Annotated in this window: 16 protein-coding genes; 3 read left to right on the top strand and 13 right to left on the bottom strand. The window is 72.4% G+C overall.

All coding sequences use genetic code 11. The annotated features are described in order from the left end of the window. Positions 1-125 precede the first annotated feature (125 nt). The 6 genes from V1260_RS07155 to V1260_RS07130 form a co-directional block, all read right to left on the bottom strand. Positions 126-593, bottom strand: a complete 468-nt coding sequence (locus V1260_RS07155; protein ID WP_329746125.1) for a ribose-5-phosphate isomerase — start codon at positions 591-593, stop codon at positions 126-128. A 359-nt stretch (positions 594-952) separates the two neighbouring features. After that, on the bottom strand, positions 953-2,689 hold the full coding sequence (locus V1260_RS07150) for a dihydroxyacetone kinase family protein (RefSeq protein WP_329746124.1): 1,737 nt from the start codon (positions 2,687-2,689) through the stop codon (positions 953-955). A gap of 75 nt (positions 2,690-2,764) precedes the next feature. Continuing rightward, positions 2,765-3,544, bottom strand: a complete 780-nt coding sequence (locus V1260_RS07145; RefSeq protein ID WP_329746123.1) for an SDR family oxidoreductase — start codon at positions 3,542-3,544, stop codon at positions 2,765-2,767. 40 nt (positions 3,545-3,584) lie between these two features. After that, positions 3,585-4,940 (bottom strand): RbtT/DalT/CsbX family MFS transporter, encoded by a 1,356-nt coding sequence (locus V1260_RS07140; protein WP_329746122.1) that lies wholly within the window; start codon positions 4,938-4,940, stop codon positions 3,585-3,587. A gap of 161 nt (positions 4,941-5,101) precedes the next feature. Then, positions 5,102-6,220 carry a zinc-binding dehydrogenase gene (locus V1260_RS07135; protein ID WP_329746121.1) on the bottom strand — a complete coding sequence of 373 codons (1,119 nt, stop codon included), beginning with the start codon at positions 6,218-6,220 and terminating at the stop codon, positions 5,102-5,104. Between the two features lie 293 nt (positions 6,221-6,513). Further along, positions 6,514-7,446 (bottom strand): sugar-binding transcriptional regulator, encoded by a 933-nt coding sequence (locus V1260_RS07130; RefSeq protein ID WP_329746120.1) that lies wholly within the window; start codon positions 7,444-7,446, stop codon positions 6,514-6,516. Positions 7,447-7,699: 253 nt separating this feature from the next. Between V1260_RS07130 and V1260_RS07125 the strand changes: the two genes are divergently transcribed. Together V1260_RS07125 and V1260_RS07120 are read left to right on the top strand one after the other, a co-directional pair. Then, positions 7,700-9,196 carry an FGGY-family carbohydrate kinase gene (locus tag V1260_RS07125; protein ID WP_329746119.1) on the top strand — a complete coding sequence of 499 codons (1,497 nt, stop codon included), beginning with the start codon at positions 7,700-7,702 and terminating at the stop codon, positions 9,194-9,196. A gap of 386 nt (positions 9,197-9,582) precedes the next feature. Beyond that, complete coding sequence (locus V1260_RS07120; protein WP_329746118.1) at positions 9,583-10,434, top strand: SMP-30/gluconolactonase/LRE family protein; 852 nt, start codon at positions 9,583-9,585, stop codon at positions 10,432-10,434. Between the two features lie 41 nt (positions 10,435-10,475). Here the strand turns inward: V1260_RS07120 and putP are convergent, their stop codons facing one another. The 4 genes from putP to V1260_RS07100 all read right to left on the bottom strand — a co-directional run bounded on the left by putP (position 10,476) and on the right by V1260_RS07100 (position 16,634). Next, positions 10,476-12,014: a sodium/proline symporter PutP gene (gene putP, locus V1260_RS07115; RefSeq protein ID WP_329746117.1), complete on the bottom strand. Its 1,539-nt coding sequence runs from the start codon at positions 12,012-12,014 to the stop codon at positions 10,476-10,478. A 349-nt stretch (positions 12,015-12,363) separates the two neighbouring features. Further along, positions 12,364-13,908 (bottom strand): glycerol kinase GlpK, encoded by a 1,545-nt coding sequence (gene glpK / locus V1260_RS07110; protein WP_329746116.1) that lies wholly within the window; start codon positions 13,906-13,908, stop codon positions 12,364-12,366. Between the two features lie 86 nt (positions 13,909-13,994). Then, the gene (locus tag V1260_RS07105) at positions 13,995-14,714 is read right to left on the bottom strand and encodes an MIP/aquaporin family protein (protein ID WP_329746115.1); all 720 of its coding nucleotides are present in this window, start codon (positions 14,712-14,714) and stop codon (positions 13,995-13,997) included. A gap of 177 nt (positions 14,715-14,891) precedes the next feature. Then, positions 14,892-16,634, bottom strand: a complete 1,743-nt coding sequence (locus V1260_RS07100) for a glycerol-3-phosphate dehydrogenase/oxidase (RefSeq protein ID WP_329746114.1) — start codon at positions 16,632-16,634, stop codon at positions 14,892-14,894. A 143-nt stretch (positions 16,635-16,777) separates the two neighbouring features. Here V1260_RS07100 and V1260_RS07095 point away from each other — a divergent pair, with 143 nt between their 5' ends. Continuing rightward, on the top strand, positions 16,778-17,737 hold the full coding sequence (locus tag V1260_RS07095) for a sugar-binding transcriptional regulator (protein WP_329746113.1): 960 nt from the start codon (positions 16,778-16,780) through the stop codon (positions 17,735-17,737). 123 nt (positions 17,738-17,860) lie between these two features. Here V1260_RS07095 and V1260_RS07090 read toward each other — a convergent pair whose 3' ends face one another. The 3 genes from V1260_RS07090 to V1260_RS07080 all read right to left on the bottom strand — a co-directional run bounded on the left by V1260_RS07090 (position 17,861) and on the right by V1260_RS07080 (position 20,641). Then, a complete protein-coding gene (locus tag V1260_RS07090; protein WP_329746112.1) occupies positions 17,861-18,943 on the bottom strand; it encodes a hypothetical protein in 1,083 nt (360 codons plus the stop codon). Between the two features lie 265 nt (positions 18,944-19,208). Further along, entirely contained in the window at positions 19,209-20,081 is an 873-nt protein-coding gene (fdhD, locus tag V1260_RS07085) for a formate dehydrogenase accessory sulfurtransferase FdhD (protein WP_329746111.1), read from the bottom strand. 71 nt (positions 20,082-20,152) lie between these two features. Further along, entirely contained in the window at positions 20,153-20,641 is a 489-nt protein-coding gene (locus tag V1260_RS07080; protein WP_329746110.1) for a polyketide cyclase, read from the bottom strand. Between the last annotated feature and the right edge of the window lie 174 nt (positions 20,642-20,815).

The raw sequence follows: 20,815 nt of genomic DNA, 5'->3' as shown, positions 1-20,815 counted from the left end.
GCCGGTGACCGGGAGGAGCCCGGTGCGGCCGTGTCCGTCAACGGGACGTGAGCGGCAGCTGGCCTGCTATATGCAGGTCTGGTGCCGCTCACGTCCCGTTCGTGGACAGGCCAGGCCGGCCGAGGTCACTTCTCCAGCGACCCGTCGTAGGCGCAGATGGCGTCGACCTTCTCAGCGGAGCTGCTGGTCGGGTCGAACTCGAGGTCGAGCCACACCTTGACGAGCTCCTTGGCGAGTTCGAGCCCGATGACCCGCTCACCCATGCACAGGACTTGCGCGTTGTTGGACAGCACGGAGCGCTGCACGGAGTAGAGGTCGTGGGCGGTGACGGCGCGGATGCCGGAGACCTTGTTCGCGGCGATGGCGACGCCCAGGCCGGTGCCGCAGATCAGCAGGGCCCGGTCGGCTTCCCCGGCGGCGACCTTCTCCGCGGCGGCGACGGCGACGTTGGGGTAGAGCTCCTGGTCCTCCCGGGAGAGGACGCCCACGTCGATGACCTTCTCGACGCGGGGGTCCTGCTCGAGGAGTGCCGTGAGGGCGGTCTTGTGGCCGTGGCCGGCGTTGTCGGATCCGGTGACGATGGTGAGAGCCATGAGTGTCTCCTTCGAGAGAGGTGGGCAGTGAGGTCGGCGTGAGGTCGACCGGCGACTGTGGCCTGTTTCTGAACCACTATCGGGCCGAAAGTGGTTTGGGAACAGGTCACAACGATCGGCAAGAAGAGGGTATTGTTTGCTTTCTCAGAAACCATGGGGGGGAGAAGGGGGAAAAAAAAACACCCCACAGCGCTCGGCAGGACGAGGTTGGGCGGTAGGAAGGCGGGCGGGGCGAGGGAGGGCGGCTCGGGGGCGGCCAGCAGGACGAGGACAGGCGGCGGGACGAGGCGGGTGCGCAGTGGGGCGGGGCCAGACGGGCCGGCCGACCCCGGCCGACGCCGCCCAAGCCCCCATCCTCCTCACCCGCCGAGCTTCTCCCCCAGCAGCGTGACGATCTTCGAGAAGGAGACCGCGCCGGGGTCGGGAGTGCCCACGGACTTGTCGCCGTGGTTTCGGGCGCGGCCCTTGGTCGCGGCGATGTCGGCGGTGGCCTCGGCTCCCTCGACGGCACGGACGGCCGCGGTCGCGAGGGTGCGGGAGACGGAGGCGGCCGGGCCGTCCCCGCCCTCGGCGCCCCCGGCCTGGGCCAGCGAGATCGCCTCGCGGAAGGGCGCCGCCGCGTCGACCATGGTCTTGTCGCCGGGGGTCGCGCCGCCGAGCCGCTCGATCGCCTCGACGGCCTGGACGAGCCCGCCGAGCAGCTGCGCCCCGGTGACGGCGGCGTCGTCGGCGAGAGCGGAGCCGAGGCTGGTCAGCGCCGCGCCCCAGAGCGCGCCGGAGGTGCCGCCGGCCTCGGCCGACCACGCGGCGCCGGCCTGGACCAGCACCGTGCGCGCACCGCCGTCGGCCGCGACGACCCGATCGGCCGCCGCCCGCGCGGCCTGCGCGCCGAGCACCATGCCCTGGCCGTGGTCGCCGTCGCCGGCGACCTGGTCCATCCGGCCGAGCTCGGGCTCGAGCTCGACGAGCAGCGCCTCGACGTCGGCGAGGATCCCGGCGATCCGCGCCGCGGACTCCCGGGACTCGGCGGACGCCTCGGGGATCGGGTCCTCGCCGGGCGTGTACAGCTCGCCGCGCTCCACCCCGAGGTCGCCTCCGACGGTGCCGCCGCGTCGGAAGGCGGGGGCGTCGGCGGCGGCGAGCCAGTGCTGCTCGAGCTCCTCGTCCAGGCGCATCACGGTCAGGGACAGCCCCGCCATGTCGAGGCTGGTCACGTGCTCGCCGACCTCGGGGCGCACGATCGTCAGACCCGCCTCCCCGAGCAGCGCGGCGACGTGCTTCCACACCACGAACATCTCCTCGTACTTCACGGTGCCGAGGCCGTTCAGCACCGCGGCGACCCGCGGCGAGTCGAGCTCCGGGGTCTCCGCGAGCACCCCGTCGACCAGGATCCTCGCGAGCTCCTTCGCGCTCGGCATGTCCTGCTCGTCGATGCCGGGCTCGCCGTGGATGCCCAGGCCGATCGCCATCCGCCCCTCGGGGACGTGGAAGAGAGCGTCCTCGGCGCCGGGGAGGGTGCAGCCGTCGAAGGCGACGCCGAGGGAGCGGGTCGCGTCGTTGGCCTTCCAGGCGAGGCGCTCGGCCTCGTCGAGGTCGGCGCCGCCCTGGATCGCGGCCCCGGCGACCTTGAAGACGGGCAGGTCGCCGGCGATGCCGCGGCGGTCGCGGTGCTCGCCCTCGCGGCCGGAGGCCACGTCGTCGCTGACCGCGACGATGCGCACGTCGATGCCCTCGGCGCGCAGCATCGACGCGGCGACGCCGAAGTGGAGCACGTCCCCGGCGTAGTGGCCGAAGCCGAGGATCACGCCGCCGCCGTTCTCGGCGTTCCTCGCAACCGAGTAGACCTGGTCGGAGGACGGCGAGGAGAAGATGTTCCCGCAAGGCGCGCCGTGGGCGAAGCCGGGCCCGACCCAGCCGGCGAAGGCCGGGTAGTGGCCGGAGCCGCCACCGACGACGAGGGCGGGCTGCCCGGCGGGCGTCCGCCTCGTCCGCACCACGCCGCCGTGCACGCGCACGAGCTCCTCGGGGTGGGCGGCGACGAGGCCCTCGACGGCGTCGGCGGGGAAGGTCTGGGGGTCATCGAACAGGTAGGTCATCGAGGTCTCCGGATCGGCGGGGTCGGGCGCGGGCAGGCCGGCCGACGGGGCGGACCCCGTCGGCCGACCGGGGGCTCAGGCGGCGGTGTACCCGCCGTCGATCGACAGGATCGAGCCGGTCACGAAGCTCGACGCGTCGGAGGCGAGGTACACCGCGGCGCCCGCGAGCTCCTCGGGCTCGCCGGGGCGGGACATCGGGGTCATCGCGTTCCAGATGTCGATCTGCTCGCCGCCCTTCTCGTAGAAGCCGCGGGTCAGCTCGGTGCGCATGTAGCCGGGGGCGATCGCGTTGACGCGCACGCCGCGGGAGGCCCATTCGAGCGCGGCGGAGCGGGTGAGGTTGTGGACCGCGGCCTTCGAGGCGTTGTACGAGGCCTGGGTCTGGGGGACGTTGGCGATGATGCCGCTCATGGAGCCGGTGTTGATGATGCTGCCGCGGCCTCGCTCGAGCATGCGCCGGCCCACGGCGGAGAGCACGTGGTAGACGCCGTCGAGGTTGAGGGTCATCACGGCGCGCCACTTCTCGCCGTCACCGTCCTCGAGCGGGTGGTGGATGGTGCGCCCGGCGTTGTTGAGCAGGATCTCGATCCCTCCCACCTCGGCGTCGAGCGCGGCGACGACCTCCTCGACCATGGCCTGGTCGGTGACGTCGAGGTGTCGATAGGTGACGCTGACGCCGGTCTCGGCGGCGAGGTCCTGCGCGGCCTGCTCGCCGGTGGCGTCGTCGATGTCGGCGAGCACGATCGGGGCGCCGTGCTGGGCGAGGCCGCGCGCCATGGCGAGGCCGAGGCCCTTGGCGCCGCCGGTGACGAGGGCGGTGCGGCCGGTGAGGTCGAACAGTGTCGAGGTGGTCATGTCGGACTCCTTCGGGTGGGTCGGTCAGGGGGCGGCGGGATCAGGCCGCGGCGGCGGGGATGTCCTTCTTGCCGACGCGGGGCTGCTCGACCTTCAGGGCGAAGGTCATGAGGAAGGCCAGCGCGTACAGGGCGACGAACGCCCAGACCACGCCCACGTCGCCGCCCCAGGGACGGACGATCGCGACGACGGCCGAGCCGAGGAAGGTCGCGCCGCCCGCGGCGGTCGTGTACATCGCCATCGCGGCACCCTTGTGGTCGGGGGCGAGCGCGGGCATGATCGCGCCGAGCGGCACGAAGCCGGCCAGCAGGATGCCGAAGACGGTGCCCGCGGTGACGGCGACGGCGAAGCCCCAGTCGGAGCCGGCCGGCACCCAGTGCGGCACGTACCACCACAGCAGCAGGCCGATGGCGGAGCCGACGATCCCGAACCAGCGCACCGTGGTGGTCCAGCCGATGCGGTCGCCGAGGGCGCCGAAGGCGGCGTTGAACAGGATGTTGCCCGCGAAGATCACCGAGGTCATGAGCAGCCAGCGGCTCTGCCCCCAGCCGAGGGTCTCGGCGATCACGGTGGGCAGGATGATGAACATGCCGAACTGCGGGGCGGTGTTGATCAGGCGGGTCAGGAAGCCCATGAGCACGCGCCTGTTGGTCGCGGCGAGGCGCACCCCGGAGAGGATGACCTGCTGGGCGGACTCGCCGGCCGGGGCCAGGCGACGGTCTCCGTGCTCCTCGCGCACCCCGAAGCGGGCGATGAGGAAGCCGGCCACGACGATCGCGGTCGAGGCGATCATGGCCCAGCGCTCGCCGAACAGGCCGCCGCCGAAGGCGGGGATCAGGCCGATCGCGACGAGCGAGCCGATCGTCGGCATGCCGCCGGTGAACATCACGTAGAACCAGCCGACGGCGGCGCCGTTGCGCTCCTTCGGCACCACGGCGTTGATCCACACCAGGAAGGCGAAGGCGAACAGCGGGAAGCCGAAGCCCCGCAGCGCGTAGGCGCCGAAGATCAGCGGCACCGACTCGGTCGCGAGGGCGCCGACGAAGGCGGCCTGGAAGACGACCCACACGACGACGCCGAGCAGCATCACCCGCCGCGGACCCCACAGGTCCGAGAGGGCTCCGGCGAGGTAGGAGCCGATCAGCGCGGCGAGCGAGTAGCAGGTGATGACGGTGGCGGCGAGGTTGATCATCGCGTCGCCGCCGCCGAAGACGTTCGCCATGTGCGGGGAGACGAAGTTGGTCTCGACGCCGTTGCCGGTCATGAAAACCAGCACGCCGAGGAAGCCCCAGCGGAGGGCGTGGGGGATGCCGAGACGGTCGAGGACGGTCTCCTGGGCGGAGCCGGCCGCGGGGACGGCGGCTCCGGCGTGGGCGGTGGACGGGGCGGCGCTCATGGGTGCACTCCTGTGTGCGAGGGGGAGAGACGCGGGACGGGCGACGGCGCGCGGTGGTGCGTCGCCCGTCCCGGTTGTGCGGATCGCGGATCGCGGCCGACGGGGGTCGGGACGATCGGGGGCCGACGGGGGTCGGCGGGTCGTGGTCCGCTCGTCGCGGCTCAGCGACCGGGGAGGATGGAGACCTTCACCGAGGAGCCGGCGGAGTCCGCGACCTTGTCGAGGGCCTGCTGGAAGTCGGCGAGGCCGAACTGGTGGGTGCAGATCTCGTCGAGGGGCAGCACGCCGGACTCGATGATCTTGATGGCGGCGGGCCAGGTGTGCGGACCGAGGTGGGCGCCGCGCACGTCGAGCTCCTTGTCGTCGGAGATGATCGACCAGTCCACGGAGACGTTCTCCTTGAACACGGAGTACTCGACGAAGCGGCCGAGCTTGCGCAGCAGGTTCAGGCCCTGCCCCACGGCGCTCGGGTGGCCCGTGCACTCGATGTAGACGTCGGCGCCGTAACCGCCGGTCAGGGCCCGGATCTCCTCGTAGATGTCGACCTTCGAGGGGTTCAGGGTGAGGTCGGCGCCGCACTTCTTCGCGAGGGCCAGCTTGTCGTCGTCGAAGTCGAGGGCGATGACGAGCTTGGGGCTCTTGTGGCTCGCGCCGATGATCGCGCCGAGGCCGATGGGGCCGGCGCCCGCGATGACGACCACGTCGTCGAACTGGATCTCGGCGCGCTCGACGGCGTGCAGCGAGCAGGACAACGGCTCCGCGTAGGCGGCGTGCTGCGGCGCGATGTCCGCCGAGATCCGGTGGGCCCGCGCGAGCTGGGGGACGATCATGAACTCGGCCATGCCGCCGTGGTAGTGCTTGAAGCCGAACATGTCGTGCGGCGCGCACATCCAGTACCAGCCGCGCCGGCAGTACATGCACTCGCCACAGGGGACGATCTGCTCGACGACGATGCGGTCGCCGACGGAGACGCCGTGGTGGCCGAGCGCCTCCTCGGAGCCATCGACGACCGTGCCGGTGATCTCGTGACCGGGGATGATGCCGGGCTCGACCCAGCGGTCGCGGTTCTCGTCGCCCCAGAACTTGGCGGCGCCGGCGTAGGCCTTGAGGTCGCTCGCGCAGACGCCGACGGCCTCGACGCGGATCAGCAGCTCGTCGGCGGCGGGCACCGGCACGGGGCGCTCCTCGAGGCGGTAGTCCTCGGGGGCGTGCATGACGACGGCCTTCATGGACCGGGAGGTCTCGGTCTGCGGGTTCTCGGCCTTCAGGGTCTCGCTCATCGGCGACACATCTCCTTCGATACGTTCCGGCGGCTGCGCCGCCTGCCTCGGTCGAGCGACGGCCGACGGGTCCGCGGCGCGTCGGGATCGACCCTACGGAGCAGTGAGAACATTCGTCAAGCACAAATGTTCCTGTGGTGGGCGCGCGGCATCTGCCGGAGCGCGGGCTCCCGAGGCCCGCCGCGAGGCGGCCCGGGTCGACGCCGCCGACTCCCGCGCGCCGTCGGCCGGTCGCACCGTCGGCCGGTCGCGCCGTCGGCCGGTCGCGCCGTCGGCCGGTCGCGCCGTCGGGCTCAGTCGGCGAGGATGGCCTCGGCGGTGGGCACGTCCGTGATCAGCGTCGAGAACATCCCCGTGCGCGCGCCGGCCACGATCGACGGGGCCTTCTCCCGGCCGGCCGCGAGCGCCAGCCGCTCGGGGATCCCGCGCAGCACCTCGAGCGAGGGCCGCACGAGGCGGTCCGACCCCGGGTACGGCACCTGCTCCCCGTCGACGTCGAAGAAGTACAGGCACACGTCCCCCACCGCGCTCCGCAACCCCGGGTCCTCCCGCGGCACCACCGAGGTGAGCGACTCCCGCCGCAGGTAGGGGGCGCCGATGCCGGTGATCACGACGCGGGCCCGCGCCCACAGATCGGTGATCTCGACGAAGCTGGGGTCGGCCTGCAGCTCCCGCCACAGGCTCGGGCTCGGCAGCGCCGGGGCGAAGATGAAGCGGGGCTCGGCCCGGGTGCCCGAGGCGAGCTCCCGCACGATCTCGTTGGTCTGGAAGGCCGGGTCGCGCTCCTGCTGACCGCCGATGGTCGGCGTGACCAGCACTCCCGGGAGGGCGGGCAGTCCGCGCATCCGGGCGACCGCATGGGTGGTCTTGCCCGAGGACACCAGCAGCACCTCGCCCGGGGTCAGGTCGAGGCGCACGAGCTCCTCGGCGAGCAGGTCGCCGATACCGCGGAACTCCCGCTGCACCTGGTCGCCGGGGGCGATCCGCACCCGCTCCACGCCGAGGTGCTCACGCAGCCTCGTCTCGAGGTCGGCCAGGTCGGGTCCGGCGATGTCGAGCACCTCGAAGCGGACCATGCCGATGCGGCGCGCCTCGGTGAGCAGCTTGGAGACCGTCGGCCGCGAGACCCCGAGCTTCTCGGCGACCTCCGCCTGCCGCAGGTCGTCGAGGTAGTACGCCGACGCCGCCCGATGCAGCAGCTGCAGGTCCATGTGGGTCTCGAGCACGTCCGCCCCTCTCCGGTCGCTCGACGGGCGTCCCCGTCCGGACCTCGACAGGATGCCATGCCCGCGTCGCCGCGGAGCGGGCGGCGGTCCGCGGAGTGCCAGGCGCACCGCTCGGCACCCCCGGCCGACAGCGCCGCGCCTCCAGGCGCTCCGCTCGGCGCCCCTCTCCCGGGCCTGGCAGGATGAGGGCGCGACGGAGCGGGACGGACGGCCCGCCGCCCGGGGACGGGACGACGGAGGGAAGGGCTGGTCGATGGCGGATCGCGACGGCGCGGTGCTCGGACTCGACATCGGCACCTCCAGCAGCAAGGCCGTCCTCGTCGGCCCCGACGGACAGGTGCTGCGCAGCGCCGCCCGCGACCACGCGGTCCAGCGCCCGGCCCCCGGCCACGTCGAGCTCTCGGCCGACGTCTGGTGGGAGGAGGCCGTCGCGTTGATCGGCGAGCTGACCGCCCCGGGGGACGTGCGCATCGAGGCGATCGGCGTCTCCGGGATGGGTCCGTGCGTGCTGCTCGCCGCGGTCGACGGCACGCCCGTGCGGCCCACGATCCTCTACGGGGTCGACACGCGCGCCGAGGCGCAGATCCGGCGGATCACCGCGGAGCTCGGCGAGGAGGAGATCCTGCGTCGCGCCGGCTGCGTGCTCTCGAGTCAGGCCGCCGGTCCGAAGATCGCCTGGGTCGCCGAGCACGAGCCGGAGGCCTACGCCCGGGCGTCGCGGCTGTTCATGCCCAGCTCGCACCTGACCTTCCGCCTCACGGGCGAGTACGTCATGGACCGGGTGAGCGCGAGCCTGGTCGCGCCGCTGTACGACCCGACGACCGCGGACTGGCACCGGCCCTGGGCCGAGCGCATCGCCCCCGGGATCGAGCTGCCGACCCTGCGCTGGGCGGGCGAGCGCGCGGGCGCCGTGCTCCCCGCGGTCGCGGCGCGCCTGCCGGGGATCGAGGCGGGCACACCCGTCATCACCGGCACCCTCGACGCCTGGTCGGAGGCGCTCAGCGTCGGCGCGACCGCGCCGGGCGACGTCATGCTCATGTACGGGACCACGACCTTCCTCGTCGCGCTGACGACGGAGCCGCGGCCGAGCCGCACGCTGTGGCCCACCGCCGGGCTCGCCGCGGGCACCCACACCCTGTGCGGCGGGATGGCGTCGTCGGGCGCGATCACCGGCTGGCTGCGCGAGCTGACCGGCGGAGCCGACGTCCCGACCCTCCTCGCCGAGGCGCAGGAGAGCGGCCCGGGGGCTCGCGGCCTGCTGATGCTCCCGTACTTCGCCGGGGAGCGCTCCCCCATGCACGATCCGTCCGCCCGCGGGGTCCTCGCCGGGCTGACCCTGTCCCACACCCGCGGCGACCTGTACCGGGCGGCGCTCGAGGCGGCGGCCTTCGGGGTGCGCCACCACGTCGAGGAGCTCGCCGCGGCGGGGGTGCCCGTGCGGGAGATGACCGTGGCGGGCGGCGGGGCGCGGGACCCCCTGTGGCCGCAGATCGTCAGCGACGTGACCGGGGTGCCGCAGCGGATCCCGCGCGACACCGTCGGCGCCTCCTACGGCTCGGCCCGGCTCGCCGCCGCGGGCGTGCTGGGCCTGGACACCTCGGGCTGGAACCCGACGGTCGCCCGCCTCGACCCCGACCCGGCGCTCGGCCCGCTCTACGAGGAGCTGTACGGGCAGTTCCGCGACCTCTACCCCGCGACGCTCCCGGTCGCCCACGCCCTCGCGCGGCTGCAGGAGGATGCGGGGCGGTAGATGCGGGGAAGGAGCGCGGGAGGAAAGCTGGACACAGGAGGAGCGCGGGAGGCCGCCGGGGACGCGGACGCCGCGGCCGTGCTCGCCCGCGGCCTGCTGCGGGCGGCGGGTCGCACCGTCCCCCGCTCCGGTGCGGGCGTGTCACCGGTGCGGGAGCGGGACGTCGGTGATGCGAGCTGCGCATATCTGCAGCTCGCATCACCCGCGTCCTGCCGCTCGACGCCCCGGGCCCGCGCCAACCCGACCGTTCTCCCCTCCCCCTGTCCGCGCCCCGCCAGCCGGCCCGCCCGTCCTCCTCGCCCCCGTCCGCCACGTGCCAGCCCGCGCCGCGCTCCCCGTCGGCCCCGTACCGTGGACCCCGCCCGTCCCCGCGCGAAGGAGCCGCCATGCATGCCGACCGCCTCACCGACCCGATCTGCTACCACGCCGAGGGCCCCTACTGGTCCGAGGACTGGGGCGGCCTGCGCTGGGTGGACATGCTGGCCGGGGACGTGATGCACCTCGACGCCGGCGGCACCGTCCACCGTCGGCCGACCCCGAGCCGGGTCGTCGCCTGCGTGCGCCCCGCGACCAGCGGCGGAGCCGTGCTCGCGCTCGAGAAGGGCTTCGGCCTGGAGGATGCGGACGGCACCGTCACCGCGCTGCCCCCGCTGTGGGACGGCCCGATCCGGATGAACGAGGGAGCGGTCGCCCCGGACGGCTCGTTCCTGTGCGGCTCGATGGGCTATGACCAGGCGCGTGGCGCGGCGGCGATGTGGCGGCTGCTGCCCGACGGCACCACCACCCGCCTCTTCGGGGGGCTCACCATCTCGAACGGCCTCGCCTTCACCGAGGACGGCGCGCACGCCTACTACGTCGACACCCCGAGCGGACGCGTGGACGTCTTCGACTGGGACGACGAGGCCGGTCTCGTGGAGCGCCGCCCCTTCGCCGACCTCGTGACCCAGGAGGGCCACCCCGACGGCCTCACCCTCGACGCCGAGGGCAACGTGTGGGTCGCCATGTTCGGCGGTTCGCAGGTGCTGGGCCTCGAGGCGAGCGGTGCGGTGGCCGAGCGGATCGAGGTCGGGGCGCGCCAGGTAACGGCCTGCACCTTCGGCGGCGCGGACCGCTCGACGCTGTTCATCACGACGAGCCGCGAGGGGCTGTCGGCCGACGACGACCCGCAGGCGGGCTCGCTGTTCACCGCCGCCCCGGGCGTCCGGGGCGGCGCGTCGGAGACCATCTTCGGCGGCTGAGGGACGACCGCCGGGCCGCCGACCGGCGACCCGCCGTCGGATCAGACGGCGTCGGCCGTCTTCTCCTCCGCGATCTCGCCGGTCGCGAGCGACGCCTCCATCGCGTCGAACTCGCGCATCGCCTGGGCCGAGGGCCGGGGCGTCACGAGACTGACCACGACCGCGAGGATCAGGCACACCGCGAAGCCGGGCACGATCTCATAGAGGTGATCGCCGCCGAAGAGGTTCCAGTCGACGTCGGGCCGGAACTGCCCCCAGACGAAGGCCACCACGGCACCGACGATCATGCCGACGCCCGCCCCGGCGGCCGTGAGCCGGCGCCAGAACAGGGCCAGCAGCACGATCGGGCCGAAGGCCGCGCCGAAGCCCGCCCAGGCGAAGGCGACCAAGGCCAGCACCGAGCTCTCGGGGTTCAGGGCCAGGATCAGCGCGATGATCGACACGGCGAGCACGCCGATCCGTCCGCCCCAGAGCTTCCCCGTCGCGGACAGCCGCATCCCGATCCCGCCGAGGAAGTCCTCGACCAGGGCCGAGCTGGTGACGATGAGCTGCGAGGAGATGGTGGACATGATCGCGGCGAGCACCGCGGCCAGCAGCACGCCCGCGATCAGCGGGTGGAACAGCATCTGCGAGAGGTCCAGGAAGACGGACTCGCCGTTCTTCTGATCGGTCAGCAGCTCGGGACCGTTCTGCTGGAAGTAGGCGAGGCCCGCGAGCGCCGTGAAGATGGCGCCGAGAACGCACAGGACCATCCAGCTCATGCCCACGACGAGGCCGTACTTCGCATCGCGCGAGGACCGCAGCGCCATGAAGCGGACGATGATGTGCGGCTGGCCGAAGTAGCCGAGGCCCCAGGCGAGCGAGGAGATGACGCCCACCGCCGTGGCGCCCGCGGTCATCGAGCCGAAGTCCGCGTTGACCTGCCGCACGGACTCGAACATGGCGCCCGGGCCGCCCACCACGAACATCGCGGTGACCGGGACGATGATCAGCGAGACGAGCATGATCAGTCCCTGGACGACGTCGGTGTAGCTCGCGCCGAGGAACCCGCCGAAGAGGGTGTACAGGATGGTCACGCCCGCCACCAGGAGCATTCCGGTGAGATACGGGCCGCCGAACATCGACTGGAAGAACACGCCGCCGGCGACCATGCCGGAGGAGACGTAGAAGGTGAAGAACACCAGGATGATCACGCCGGCCGCGATCCGCAGGATGTTCGTGCGGTCATGGAGGCGGTTGCCGAAGAAGCTCGGCACGGTGATCGAGTTGCTCGCGATCTGCGTGTACTGGCGCAGGCGCGGGGCGACGAAGAACCAGTTCAGTCCGGCGCCGACGGTGAGTCCCACCGCGATCCACGCCTCGACCAGGCCGTTCATGTAGAGCGCGCCGGGCAGACCCATGAGCAGCCAGCCGGACATGTCCGAGGCGCCCGCGGAGAGCGCGGCGGTGAAGGGGTGGAGTTGGCGGCCGCCGAGCATGTAGTCCTCGCCGTCCGTCGTCTTGCGGAAGGCGTACAGTCCGATGCCGAGCATCGCTCCGAAGTAGATCGCCAGGGCGATGAGCTTGAAGACGAGATCCATGAGGGGGCTCCGATCTCCGGGGAGGGGGCGCACGGACTCGCCGCTCACGGCGACGAGCGGGCCCGGGGACAGGGAAAGGGTTCTCGAGGTAGGGAGCAGGGGGCAGGGGCCCTCGAGGGTACGCCCTCCTCGGCGCTGGCGCGGCCTCTCCCCCGGCGCGACCTTCCGCTGCGCCCTCACCGCGCCACCCGCCGCGCCCCCTGCCGCGCCCCCGCTGCGCACCCGCCGCGTCGTCGTCGGCGAACAGGCGGGCCCACGCTGTCCTACGTGTCGGTGAGACGAGTGTCACCGACACGTAGGACAGCGTGGGCCCGGGGTCAGGCGGGGCGGGGCCTGGGATGAAGCGGGGTCAGCCGAACAGCGCGTCGGTGTCGTCGTCGACCCAGTCCAGGGTGCGCTCGACGGCCTTGCGCCACAGCCGCATGTAGCGGTCGCGGGTCTCCTCGTCCATCTGGGGCTCCCAGCGCTTGTCCTCGGCCCAGTTGTCGATGACGTCCTGCTCGCCCTCCCAGTAGCCGACGGCGATGCCGGCCGCGTAGGCGGCGCCCAGCGCCGTGGTCTCGATGACCTTCGGGCGCACCACGGGCACGCCGAGGATGTCGGCCTGGAACTGCATCAGCGTCTCGTTCATGACCATGCCGCCGTCGACCTTGAGCTCGGTCAGCTCGACGCCCTCGGAGGCCGCGTCGGCGATCGCCGCGTCCAGCACCTCGCGGGACTGGAAGGCCGTGGCCTCCAGCACCGCGCGGGCGATGTGGTTCTTGTTGTGGAAGCGGGTCATGCCCACCATCACGCCACGGGCGTCGGAGCGCCAGTGCGGGGCGAACAGGCCCGAGAACGCCGGGACCACGAACAGGCCGCCGTTGTCGTCGACCTGCTTGGCGAGCTCCTCGATCTCCGGGGCGCTCTTGATCAGGCCCAGGTTGTCGCGGATCCACTGCACGAGCGAGCCGGTCACCGCGACCGAGCCCTCGAGGGCGTAGACGGGCTTGTTGTCGCCGATCTTGTACGCGACGGTGGTGAGCAGACCGTTCTCGCTGCGCACGAGGTCCTCACCGGTGTTGACCAGCATGAAGTTGCCGGTGCCGTAGGTGTTCTTGCCCATGCCGATCTCGAAGCAGGCCTGGCCGAAGGTCGCGGCCTGCTGGTCGCCGAGGATGCCGGCGATCGGGGTGTCGATGAGCAGCCCGTTCTTGCGCCCGTGGCCGTAGACCTCGGAGGAGGACTTGATCTCGGGGAGCATGGAGAGCGGGATCCCCATGTCGCCGGCGATGTCCTCGTTCCAGTCGAGGGTGTCGATGTTCATGAGCATGGTGCGCGAGGCGTTGGTGACGTCGGTGACGTGGACGCCGCCGTCGGTGCCGCCGGTCATGTTCCACACCAGCCAGGAGTCGGTGTTGCCGAAGAGCAGGTCCCCGGCCTCGGCCTTCTCGCGGGCGCCGTCGACGTTCTCGAGGATCCAGGCGACCTTGGGGCCGGAGAAGTAGGTCGCGAGCGGCAGACCCACGCGCTCCTTGTACTTGTCGGCGCCCTCGTCGCCCGCGAGGCGGTCGCAGATCTTCTGAGTGCGGGTGTCCTGCCAGACGATCGCGTTGTAGACGGGCTCCCCGGTGTTCTTGTCCCACACCACCGCGGTCTCGCGCTGGTTGGTGATGCCGACGGCGGCGAGCTGGTGCCGGTTGATCTCGGCGTTCACGAGCGCCTGCCCCACGACGTCGCGGGTGTTCTTCCAGATCTCCTTCGGGTCGTGCTCGACCCAGCCGGACTTGGGGAAGATCTGCTCGTGCTCCTTCTGCCCGGTGGCGACGATCTGCCCGGCATGGTCGAAGACGATCGCACGGGTCGAGGTGGTGCCCTGGTCGATCGAGAGGATGTACTGCGGAGAGTCGGTCATCGGAACTCCTTCGTCGGGATGAACGGGTGATGGGTTCATAGTGCCGGACAGCCCTGGCCCGGGGGCGGGCGCTGTCCGAACGGGGGTCAGAGGGCGAGGCTCGCGAGACCGGCGAGCACGCCGCCGATGATCGGGCCGACGATCGGCACCCACGCGTAGCCCCAGTCGCTGCCGCCCTTGTGCGGGATCGGGAGGATCGCGTGGGCGATGCGGGGACCGAGGTCACGGGCGGGGTTGATGGCGTAGCCGGTGGGTCCGCCGAGGGAGGCGCCGATGCCGACGACCAGCAGCGCGACGGCCAGCGGGCCGAGCCCGCTCGGCGTGGCGCCGAACATGATGATCACGAGCACGAGCACGAAAGTCGCGATGATCTCGGTGACCAGGTTCCAGCCGTAGGAACGGATCTCCGGGCCGGTGGAGAAGGTGCCGAGGATGGTGCCGGCGTCCTGCTCCTGGTCGTAGTGGGTCTTGTAGGCGAGCCAGCAGACGACCGCGCCGAGGAAGGCGCCGATCACCTCCGCCAGCAGGTACGCGATCGTGCTGCCGACGCCGACGGCGATGCCGGGCCCGTACTCCTCGGCACCGCTGGCCAGCAGGCCCAGGGTCACCGCGGGGTTCAGATGCGCGCCGGACTTGTAGGCGACGTAGACGCCGGCGAAGACCGCGAGGCCCCAGCCGAAGTTGATCAGCAGCCAGCCGCCGCCGTTGCCCTTGGTCTTGCCCAGGATCGCGTTGGCGACGACGCCGCCGCCGAGCAGGGTGAGCATCGCCGTGCCGGCGATCTCGTACAGAAAGATGGTTGCCATGGGGCCTCCTCGTCGAGCGGCCCCGCTGCGCTGCGGGACCGGTGGCATCCAGTGGGGGGAGAGGGCGGGAGCGTGCCCGCCCGTGGTCCGACGGCGGGATCGCCGACGGGTGGTCCGAAGGCGGAATCGCCGTCGGACGGACCTCCCGGCCTGATGACGGCCGGGAGGAGCTCAGGGTCAGCGGCGGCCGGGGACCTCCGCGGCGGTCGCGATGCGGGCCGCGGCCTCGTCGTCGCTGCGGGTCGTCTCGCCGGCGAGCCGCGCGGCGATGTACTCGCGGTAGGTGCTCACCTCGCCCTCGCGCGTCGCCTCGTCCCAGCCGAGCTCGGCGCCGACCAGCGCGGCGATCTCGTCGGCCGCCGCGACGCCGCGGTCGCGCACCTCGTAGTCGAGACGGGTGCGGCGCTCGAGCACGTCGGCGAGGTGCCGGGCACCCTCGGCACGCACCGCGTACACGACCTCGGCACGCAGGTAGCGGGGGGCGTGCTCGAGCGGGGTCGCGAGCGAGGGGTCCGCGTCGATCAGGGAGAGGACGTCGGAGAGCAGGCTGCCGTAGCGGAACAGGAGCCGGTCGACGCGGACGTCGTCGAAGCCGTGGCGTCGGCCGATCTCCGCCTTGTCGCGCACGAGCGCGCCGTAGCCCTGGGCCCCGATGACGGGGATCGAGCGGGTCAGGCTCGGGCGCTCCGGCTCGAGGTCGCGGAGCGCGAAGTCGACGACGTCCTCCGCCATGACACGGTAGGTCGTGTACTTGCCGCCGGCGATCGCGCTGAGCCCCGGCTCGACCTCCATGACGGTGTGCTCGCGGGAGACCTTGGTCGAGCCCTTGTCCCCGCCCTTCTTCACCGGCTGCAGCAGGGGCCGCAGGCCGGAGTAGACGCCGATGACGTCCTCGCGGGTGAGGTCGTCCTTCAGCACGGCATTGGCGTGCTCGAGCACATAGTCGATGTCGTCCGAGGTCGCGCCCACGGCGCGGGGGTCCTGGGTCCAGGGGGTGTCGGTGGTGCCGATGACCCAGTACTCGTCCCACGGGATGATGAACAGGACCGACTTCTCGGTCTGGGTGATGATGCCGGTGTCGGGGACGGCGGGGATCCGGTCGCGGGCGACGGAGATGTGGATGCCCTTGGAGGCGAGCACCTCGAGGCCGGCCCCGGCCCCGGCGAGCTCCTGCTGCTCCTGGGTCCAGACGCCGCCGGCGAGGATGGTGGTGCGGGCGTGGACGTCGAACTCCTCGCCGCTCTCCTCATCCCGCACCCGGGCGCCGATGACGCGCTCGCCCTCGTGGAGGTAGTCGATGACGGTGGTGTAGTTGGCGACGGCGGCGTCGTGCTGCGCGGCGGAGCGCACCAGCATCATGACGAAGCGGGCGTCGTCCATCTGCGCGTCGTAGTACTCGAGTGCGCCGACGGCCTTCTCGCCGTCGAGAGCCGGGAAGACCTCGAGCATCTTCTGGTGCAGGAGGTGGCGGTGGAAGGGGACGGCGCGCTTGCGGCCCACGGACTGCATGGCGTCGTAGAGCATCACGCCGGAGCCGATGAAGCCGCGGTCGATGACCTTCTTGAAAAAGGGGAAGACGAACTTGATGGGCCTGACCAGGTGCGGGGCGGTGTGCTCGAGCAGCAGGTCGCGCTCGCGCAGCGCCTCGGCGACGAGCTTGAAGTCGAGCATCTGCAGGTAGCGCAGGCCGCCGTGCATGAGCTTCGAGGAGCGGGAGGAGGTGCCGGAGGCCCAGTCGTGGGACTCGACGAGGCCGACGGAGAGGCCGCGGGTCGCGGCGTCGAAGGCGGCGCCCGCCCCGTTCACGCCGCCGCCGACCACGAGCACGTCGAGGGGGCTGTCCGCGGTCGCGCCGCGGAGGCGGTCGAGATGGGTCGCGCGGCCCTCGGGGGTGAGGGCGGATCGCTGCTGATCGGGCACGGGCTGCTCCTTCGCATCGGCTCCTGACGTCCCCGCTGGCGGGCGGGGACCCGTCGCGCGCTTCACGGCGGGGTCGGGGCACATCCTGGGACGGGCGTGCAGTGCGACGCAAGCTGGCTGCACGAACGTGCAACACTGGCGCCATGTCGCGCGATTCCCGGCTCGAGGAGCTCTTCACCGCTGCACGGATGTACTACGACCACGGCCGCACGATGGAGTCGATCGCCGGGGAGCTCGAGGTCTCGCGCTCGACGGTCTCGCGCATGCTGCGCGACGCCCGCGCGGAGGGGCTCGTGGACATCACGCTGCGCCCGCCGGAGGCCCACCGGGTCGGCGAGCTCGCCCGGCGCATCACCCGCCAGCACGGGGTACGGGTCCACGTGGTGCCCGGGCCGCCCGACGGCGACCAGCGCGACCGCCTCGCCTCCGTCGTCGGCACCGCCGCGGAACTGCTCGACGACATGCTCGAGCCGGGCGGCACCCTCGGCGTCGCCTGGGGCACCACCGTCGCGGCGCTGCTCGGGGCGGTGCGCCCGCGGCCGGTGCCCGGGCTGCGGGTGGTCCAGCTCAACGGCGCGATCAACGTCGAGGGGACGGGCCTGACCTACATCTCCACGGTCCTCGCCCGCGCCGCCGAGCGCTGGGACGCCACCGTGCACCAGTTCCCCGTCCCGGCCTTCTTCGACTACCCCGCGACCCGGGAGGCGATGTGGCGAGAGCGCTCCGTGCAGCGCGTGCTCGAGACGCAGGCGCAGGCCACGGTCGCAGTGTTCAGCGTGGGCGCCTTCGACGCCGAGGTCCCCAGTCACGTCTACACCCACAACTACCTCACCGACGCCGACCTCCGCTCCCTGCGGGCGGACGGTGCGGTGGGCGACGCCTGCACCGTCTTCCTGCGGGCAGACGGCACCTTCCGGGACATCGCCATGAACGCCCGCGGCTCCGGCACCGCGCCGGACCGCCTCGCCCGCATCCCACGCCGGCTGCTCATCGCCTCCGGCTCCCGCAAGGCCCCGCCGCTGCGTGCCGCCCTGCGCGCAGGCGTGGCCACGAACCTCGTCCTCGACGAGGTCACGGCCACGGCGCTCCTCGCACTCGGCTGACCCGGCGGGCGCCGCGGCCCGCTCACCCATTCGGGCCAGCTTCTGAACCATTTTTGGGCCCGAAGTGGTTCAGAACTTGGCCCTACTCGCCGGGGAGTCGAGCGCGCACGTGCCGCTGCGGGATCACCACTGGCGGCGGGCGATGCGGGTCGTGAGCCCGAGCTCGCCGACCTCCGCGACCACCCGCCGGATCTCGGTCTCGTCGGGAACCTGAACGCCGCGCTCCGACAGCGTGCGCCGCAGCCGGAGCAGGATTCGCGTCGGCCGGAAGAGATCGCCGCCGTTGGCCCGACTGAGGGTCCACCCCTGTGAGGCGAGCTCGTCGCGGCGCTGCTCGTCAGCGCGCCACGCACCCTTGGCGAGGCGATGCCCGTCCCCGTCGTACTCGAGCCCGAGCCCGATCTCCTCCCAGGCCAGATCGATCTCACGCCTCCGCCCCGTCAGGGGATCGAGCACCGGCAGATTGATGGCAGGCTCAGGAAGTCCGGCTCTGACCAGCAGCAGTCGGAAAATCGTCTCACCCGGGGACCGCACTCCGCGCCGGGCGAGACGGAGAGCCTCCAGCGCCCTGGGAGTGCCATGCAGGCCCTTCACCTCGGTCAGCGCGGCCGCCAGCGTGGCAGGCGTCTCGCCCAGATGCTTCAGCTCGGGCCCGAGCACGCCGTCCACGGCGGCGACCAGGTCCCAGAGCGGGATCATCGTCGCGATCTCGCGCAGCACCTCCGACGGTGCCGAGAGCGTGAGCTCTCCACGGGTCACCGTCGGTCCGGGCTGCATGCGGTGCACGACCGCTCCCCGCGACACGCCCGATGTCCCGCCTCGCTCGACCCGAGCGTGCAGGAGCGGCAGTCGAGCACCGTCGTCGAGCGAGGCCCCGGGGAGCAGCGAGGGGATCCGCTCCAGCCCATCGGGGCCGACGTGTGCGCCGGCGCGCAGAGCATCCACTCCGTCGTCGAGCGCCAGGGGCATCGGGACGCCCAGGAGCAGCGCCGCGGTCGAATGGCTGAGCACCGACCCGGGGATCACCTGGTTCTGCAGCACCCACCCCATGGCGTTGACGAGCGCCGGATCCTCCGCGGGAGTGAGGTAGCCAGGAAACACCGTGGTGAAGCGCGAGGACGCCAGATCCCGCGAGTGGAATCCGAGGGCTAACCACCTGCTGCGGTGGAGAAGCAGGCGGGCGAACCTCTCGAGCGGCTTCGTCATGGCGCCGACCGTAGGGAACGGCGACGCACGAGGCGTGCCCCAGGGCGCCGCTGTGGATGACCTGCGATGGGGAGGAAGCATCGCGACGCCTGGCCCGGCTCGACTGGCCCAGCCCAGCCCAGCCCAGCCCAGCCGAGCCGAGCCGAGCCGAGCCGAGCCGAGCCGAGCCGAGCCGAGCCGTGCCGACTACGGTCAGGTTCCGAACCACTATCGCGGCAGAAGTGGTTCAGAATCTGACCCGGAACTGACGTGGGGCCCGGCCCGGTCAGCCCTCCGCGGCCGCGAGGTCGAGGCGGTGCTCGCCGGTGTAGACGTTCATCCGGCCGTCGCCGTCCTCACCGGCGCGGGTGAAGCCCACCAAGGTCATGCCGACCTCGGCCGCGGTGTCGACGGCGAGGGAGCTCGCGGCGGAGACGCAGGCCAGGAGCGGGATCCCGGCCATGTAAGCCTTCTGCGCGATCTCGAAGCTGGCGCGCGAGGAGACGAGCAGGAACACGTCCCGCAACGGCAGGCGGTCCTCGAGCAGCGCCCAGCCGATCACCTTGTCGACGGCGTTGTGCCGGCCCACGTCCTCGCGGACCACCAGCAGGTTCCCCTCGAGGTCCACGAGCGCCGCGGCATGCACCCCGCCGGTGCGGGCGAAGACGGCCTGCTGGTCATCGAGGGAGCGGGCGGCGGCGAGGATCGTGCGCGGGTCGACCTGCCACTCGTCGGACAGCTCGAAGCGACCCTTCCGGCGCACCGCCTGGATGCTCTCCGCCCCGCACACCCCGCACGCGGACGTGGTCGTGAAGTTCTTCGTGACCAGCGGCAGGAGCTGCGGCCGGGTCGTGGTGAAGTCCATGACGTTGTAGGTGTTCTGCGCGAACCCGCTCGCGTCGTCGACCACGGCACCGTCGCAGTAGCGCGCCTCGGCCACGTCCTCGCGGGAGCGGATCAGGCCCTCGGCGTGCAGGAAGCCGTGGATCAGCTCGACGTCGTGGCCGGGGGTGCGCATGGTCAGCGACAGCTGCTGCCCGTTGAGCCGGATGTCCAGTGGCTCCTCGACGGCGACGTGGTCGCCCTTGCGCCCGGCGTACAGCCTGCCGTCGCGCACCCGGACGGTGCGGATCCGCGCGGTATCGGTGACCCTGCCCATGGTTCGAGGGTAGTCGGCCGACGGCGCTAGTACCGCGCGCTACGGCGCTGCTACCGCGCGCTGCGCCGCCGCTACCGCCCGCCCTCGGCGAGCCGCTTGGCGAGGTCGAGCTCCTCCTGCCAGCCGCTCAGGTTCTCCTCGTAGTTCCGCCGGCGCAGCGCCTCGTCCACGCCGAGCGCCGCGAACCCGCGCTCGCGCACGGTGAGCACCACCCCCTCGGCCCCCGGGCCCGGCGCCGGGGCGATGCGGAACTCGACAGTGTTGTGCGGGGCGTCGGCCAGCTCGCCGAGACCCCCGCCGAGCCAGCGGAAGACCACGCGGTCCGGCGGCTCGAGCGCGTCGATCGCGATCTGGAAGACGCCGTGGACGGGGTCGACGACGCGCACCACGTCCCGGTCCCCGCTGATCTCATGCTCCCGGTACTCGCCGTCGTTGATGAACCAGCCGGGTTCGCGCACGATGCCGTACACCGTCTCGGCGCTCGCCCGGATGGGGACGCTGTGCACGATCTCGTCGGGCACCGGGGCGTCGGCGGGGAGGGTGGGCTGTTCGGAGGTCATGGCGCTCCTCGGGTCACGGCGGCCTCGTCGCCGCCTGGTGGGAAGCCTGGCAGAGATCAGCGTCGGGCGCGAGCGCTTCGGCCGGCGCGCGTGCCTCGGCCGACGGCGACACGTCCGCCGACGCCGGTTCGCCCGCCGACGCCGGGTCCCCCCACCGGCGCGGGTGACCCACCC

This window comes from Brachybacterium sp. J144 (assembly GCF_036321705.1).
In the GTDB taxonomy this organism is placed as follows: Bacteria; Actinomycetota; Actinomycetes; order Actinomycetales; family Dermabacteraceae; genus Brachybacterium.
This window is presented reverse-complemented; position numbering and strand designations above follow the sequence as displayed.

Bases quoted from the DNA above. Each gene is read 5' to 3' on its own strand.
- V1260_RS07095 (WP_329746113.1), top strand. From the start codon at position 16,778: ATGTCGCGCGATTCCCGGCTCGAGGAGCTCTTCACCGCTGCACGGATG.
- glpK (WP_329746116.1), bottom strand. From the start codon at position 13,908: ATGACCGACTCTCCGCAGTACATCCTCTCGATCGACCAGGGCACCACC.
- V1260_RS07120 (WP_329746118.1), top strand. From the start codon at position 9,583: ATGCATGCCGACCGCCTCACCGACCCGATCTGCTACCACGCCGAGGGC.
- V1260_RS07155 (WP_329746125.1), bottom strand. From the start codon at position 593: ATGGCTCTCACCATCGTCACCGGATCCGACAACGCCGGCCACGGCCAC.
- putP (WP_329746117.1), bottom strand. From the start codon at position 12,014: ATGGATCTCGTCTTCAAGCTCATCGCCCTGGCGATCTACTTCGGAGCG.
- V1260_RS07135 (WP_329746121.1), bottom strand. From the start codon at position 6,220: ATGAGCGAGACCCTGAAGGCCGAGAACCCGCAGACCGAGACCTCCCGG.
- V1260_RS07145 (WP_329746123.1), bottom strand. From the start codon at position 3,544: ATGACCACCTCGACACTGTTCGACCTCACCGGCCGCACCGCCCTCGTC.
- fdhD (WP_329746111.1), bottom strand. From the start codon at position 20,081: ATGGGCAGGGTCACCGATACCGCGCGGATCCGCACCGTCCGGGTGCGC.
- V1260_RS07090 (WP_329746112.1), bottom strand. From the start codon at position 18,943: ATGACGAAGCCGCTCGAGAGGTTCGCCCGCCTGCTTCTCCACCGCAGC.
- V1260_RS07125 (WP_329746119.1), top strand. From the start codon at position 7,700: ATGGCGGATCGCGACGGCGCGGTGCTCGGACTCGACATCGGCACCTCC.
- V1260_RS07105 (WP_329746115.1), bottom strand. From the start codon at position 14,714: ATGGCAACCATCTTTCTGTACGAGATCGCCGGCACGGCGATGCTCACC.
- V1260_RS07140 (WP_329746122.1), bottom strand. From the start codon at position 4,940: ATGAGCGCCGCCCCGTCCACCGCCCACGCCGGAGCCGCCGTCCCCGCG.
- V1260_RS07150 (WP_329746124.1), bottom strand. From the start codon at position 2,689: ATGACCTACCTGTTCGATGACCCCCAGACCTTCCCCGCCGACGCCGTC.
- V1260_RS07080 (WP_329746110.1), bottom strand. From the start codon at position 20,641: ATGACCTCCGAACAGCCCACCCTCCCCGCCGACGCCCCGGTGCCCGAC.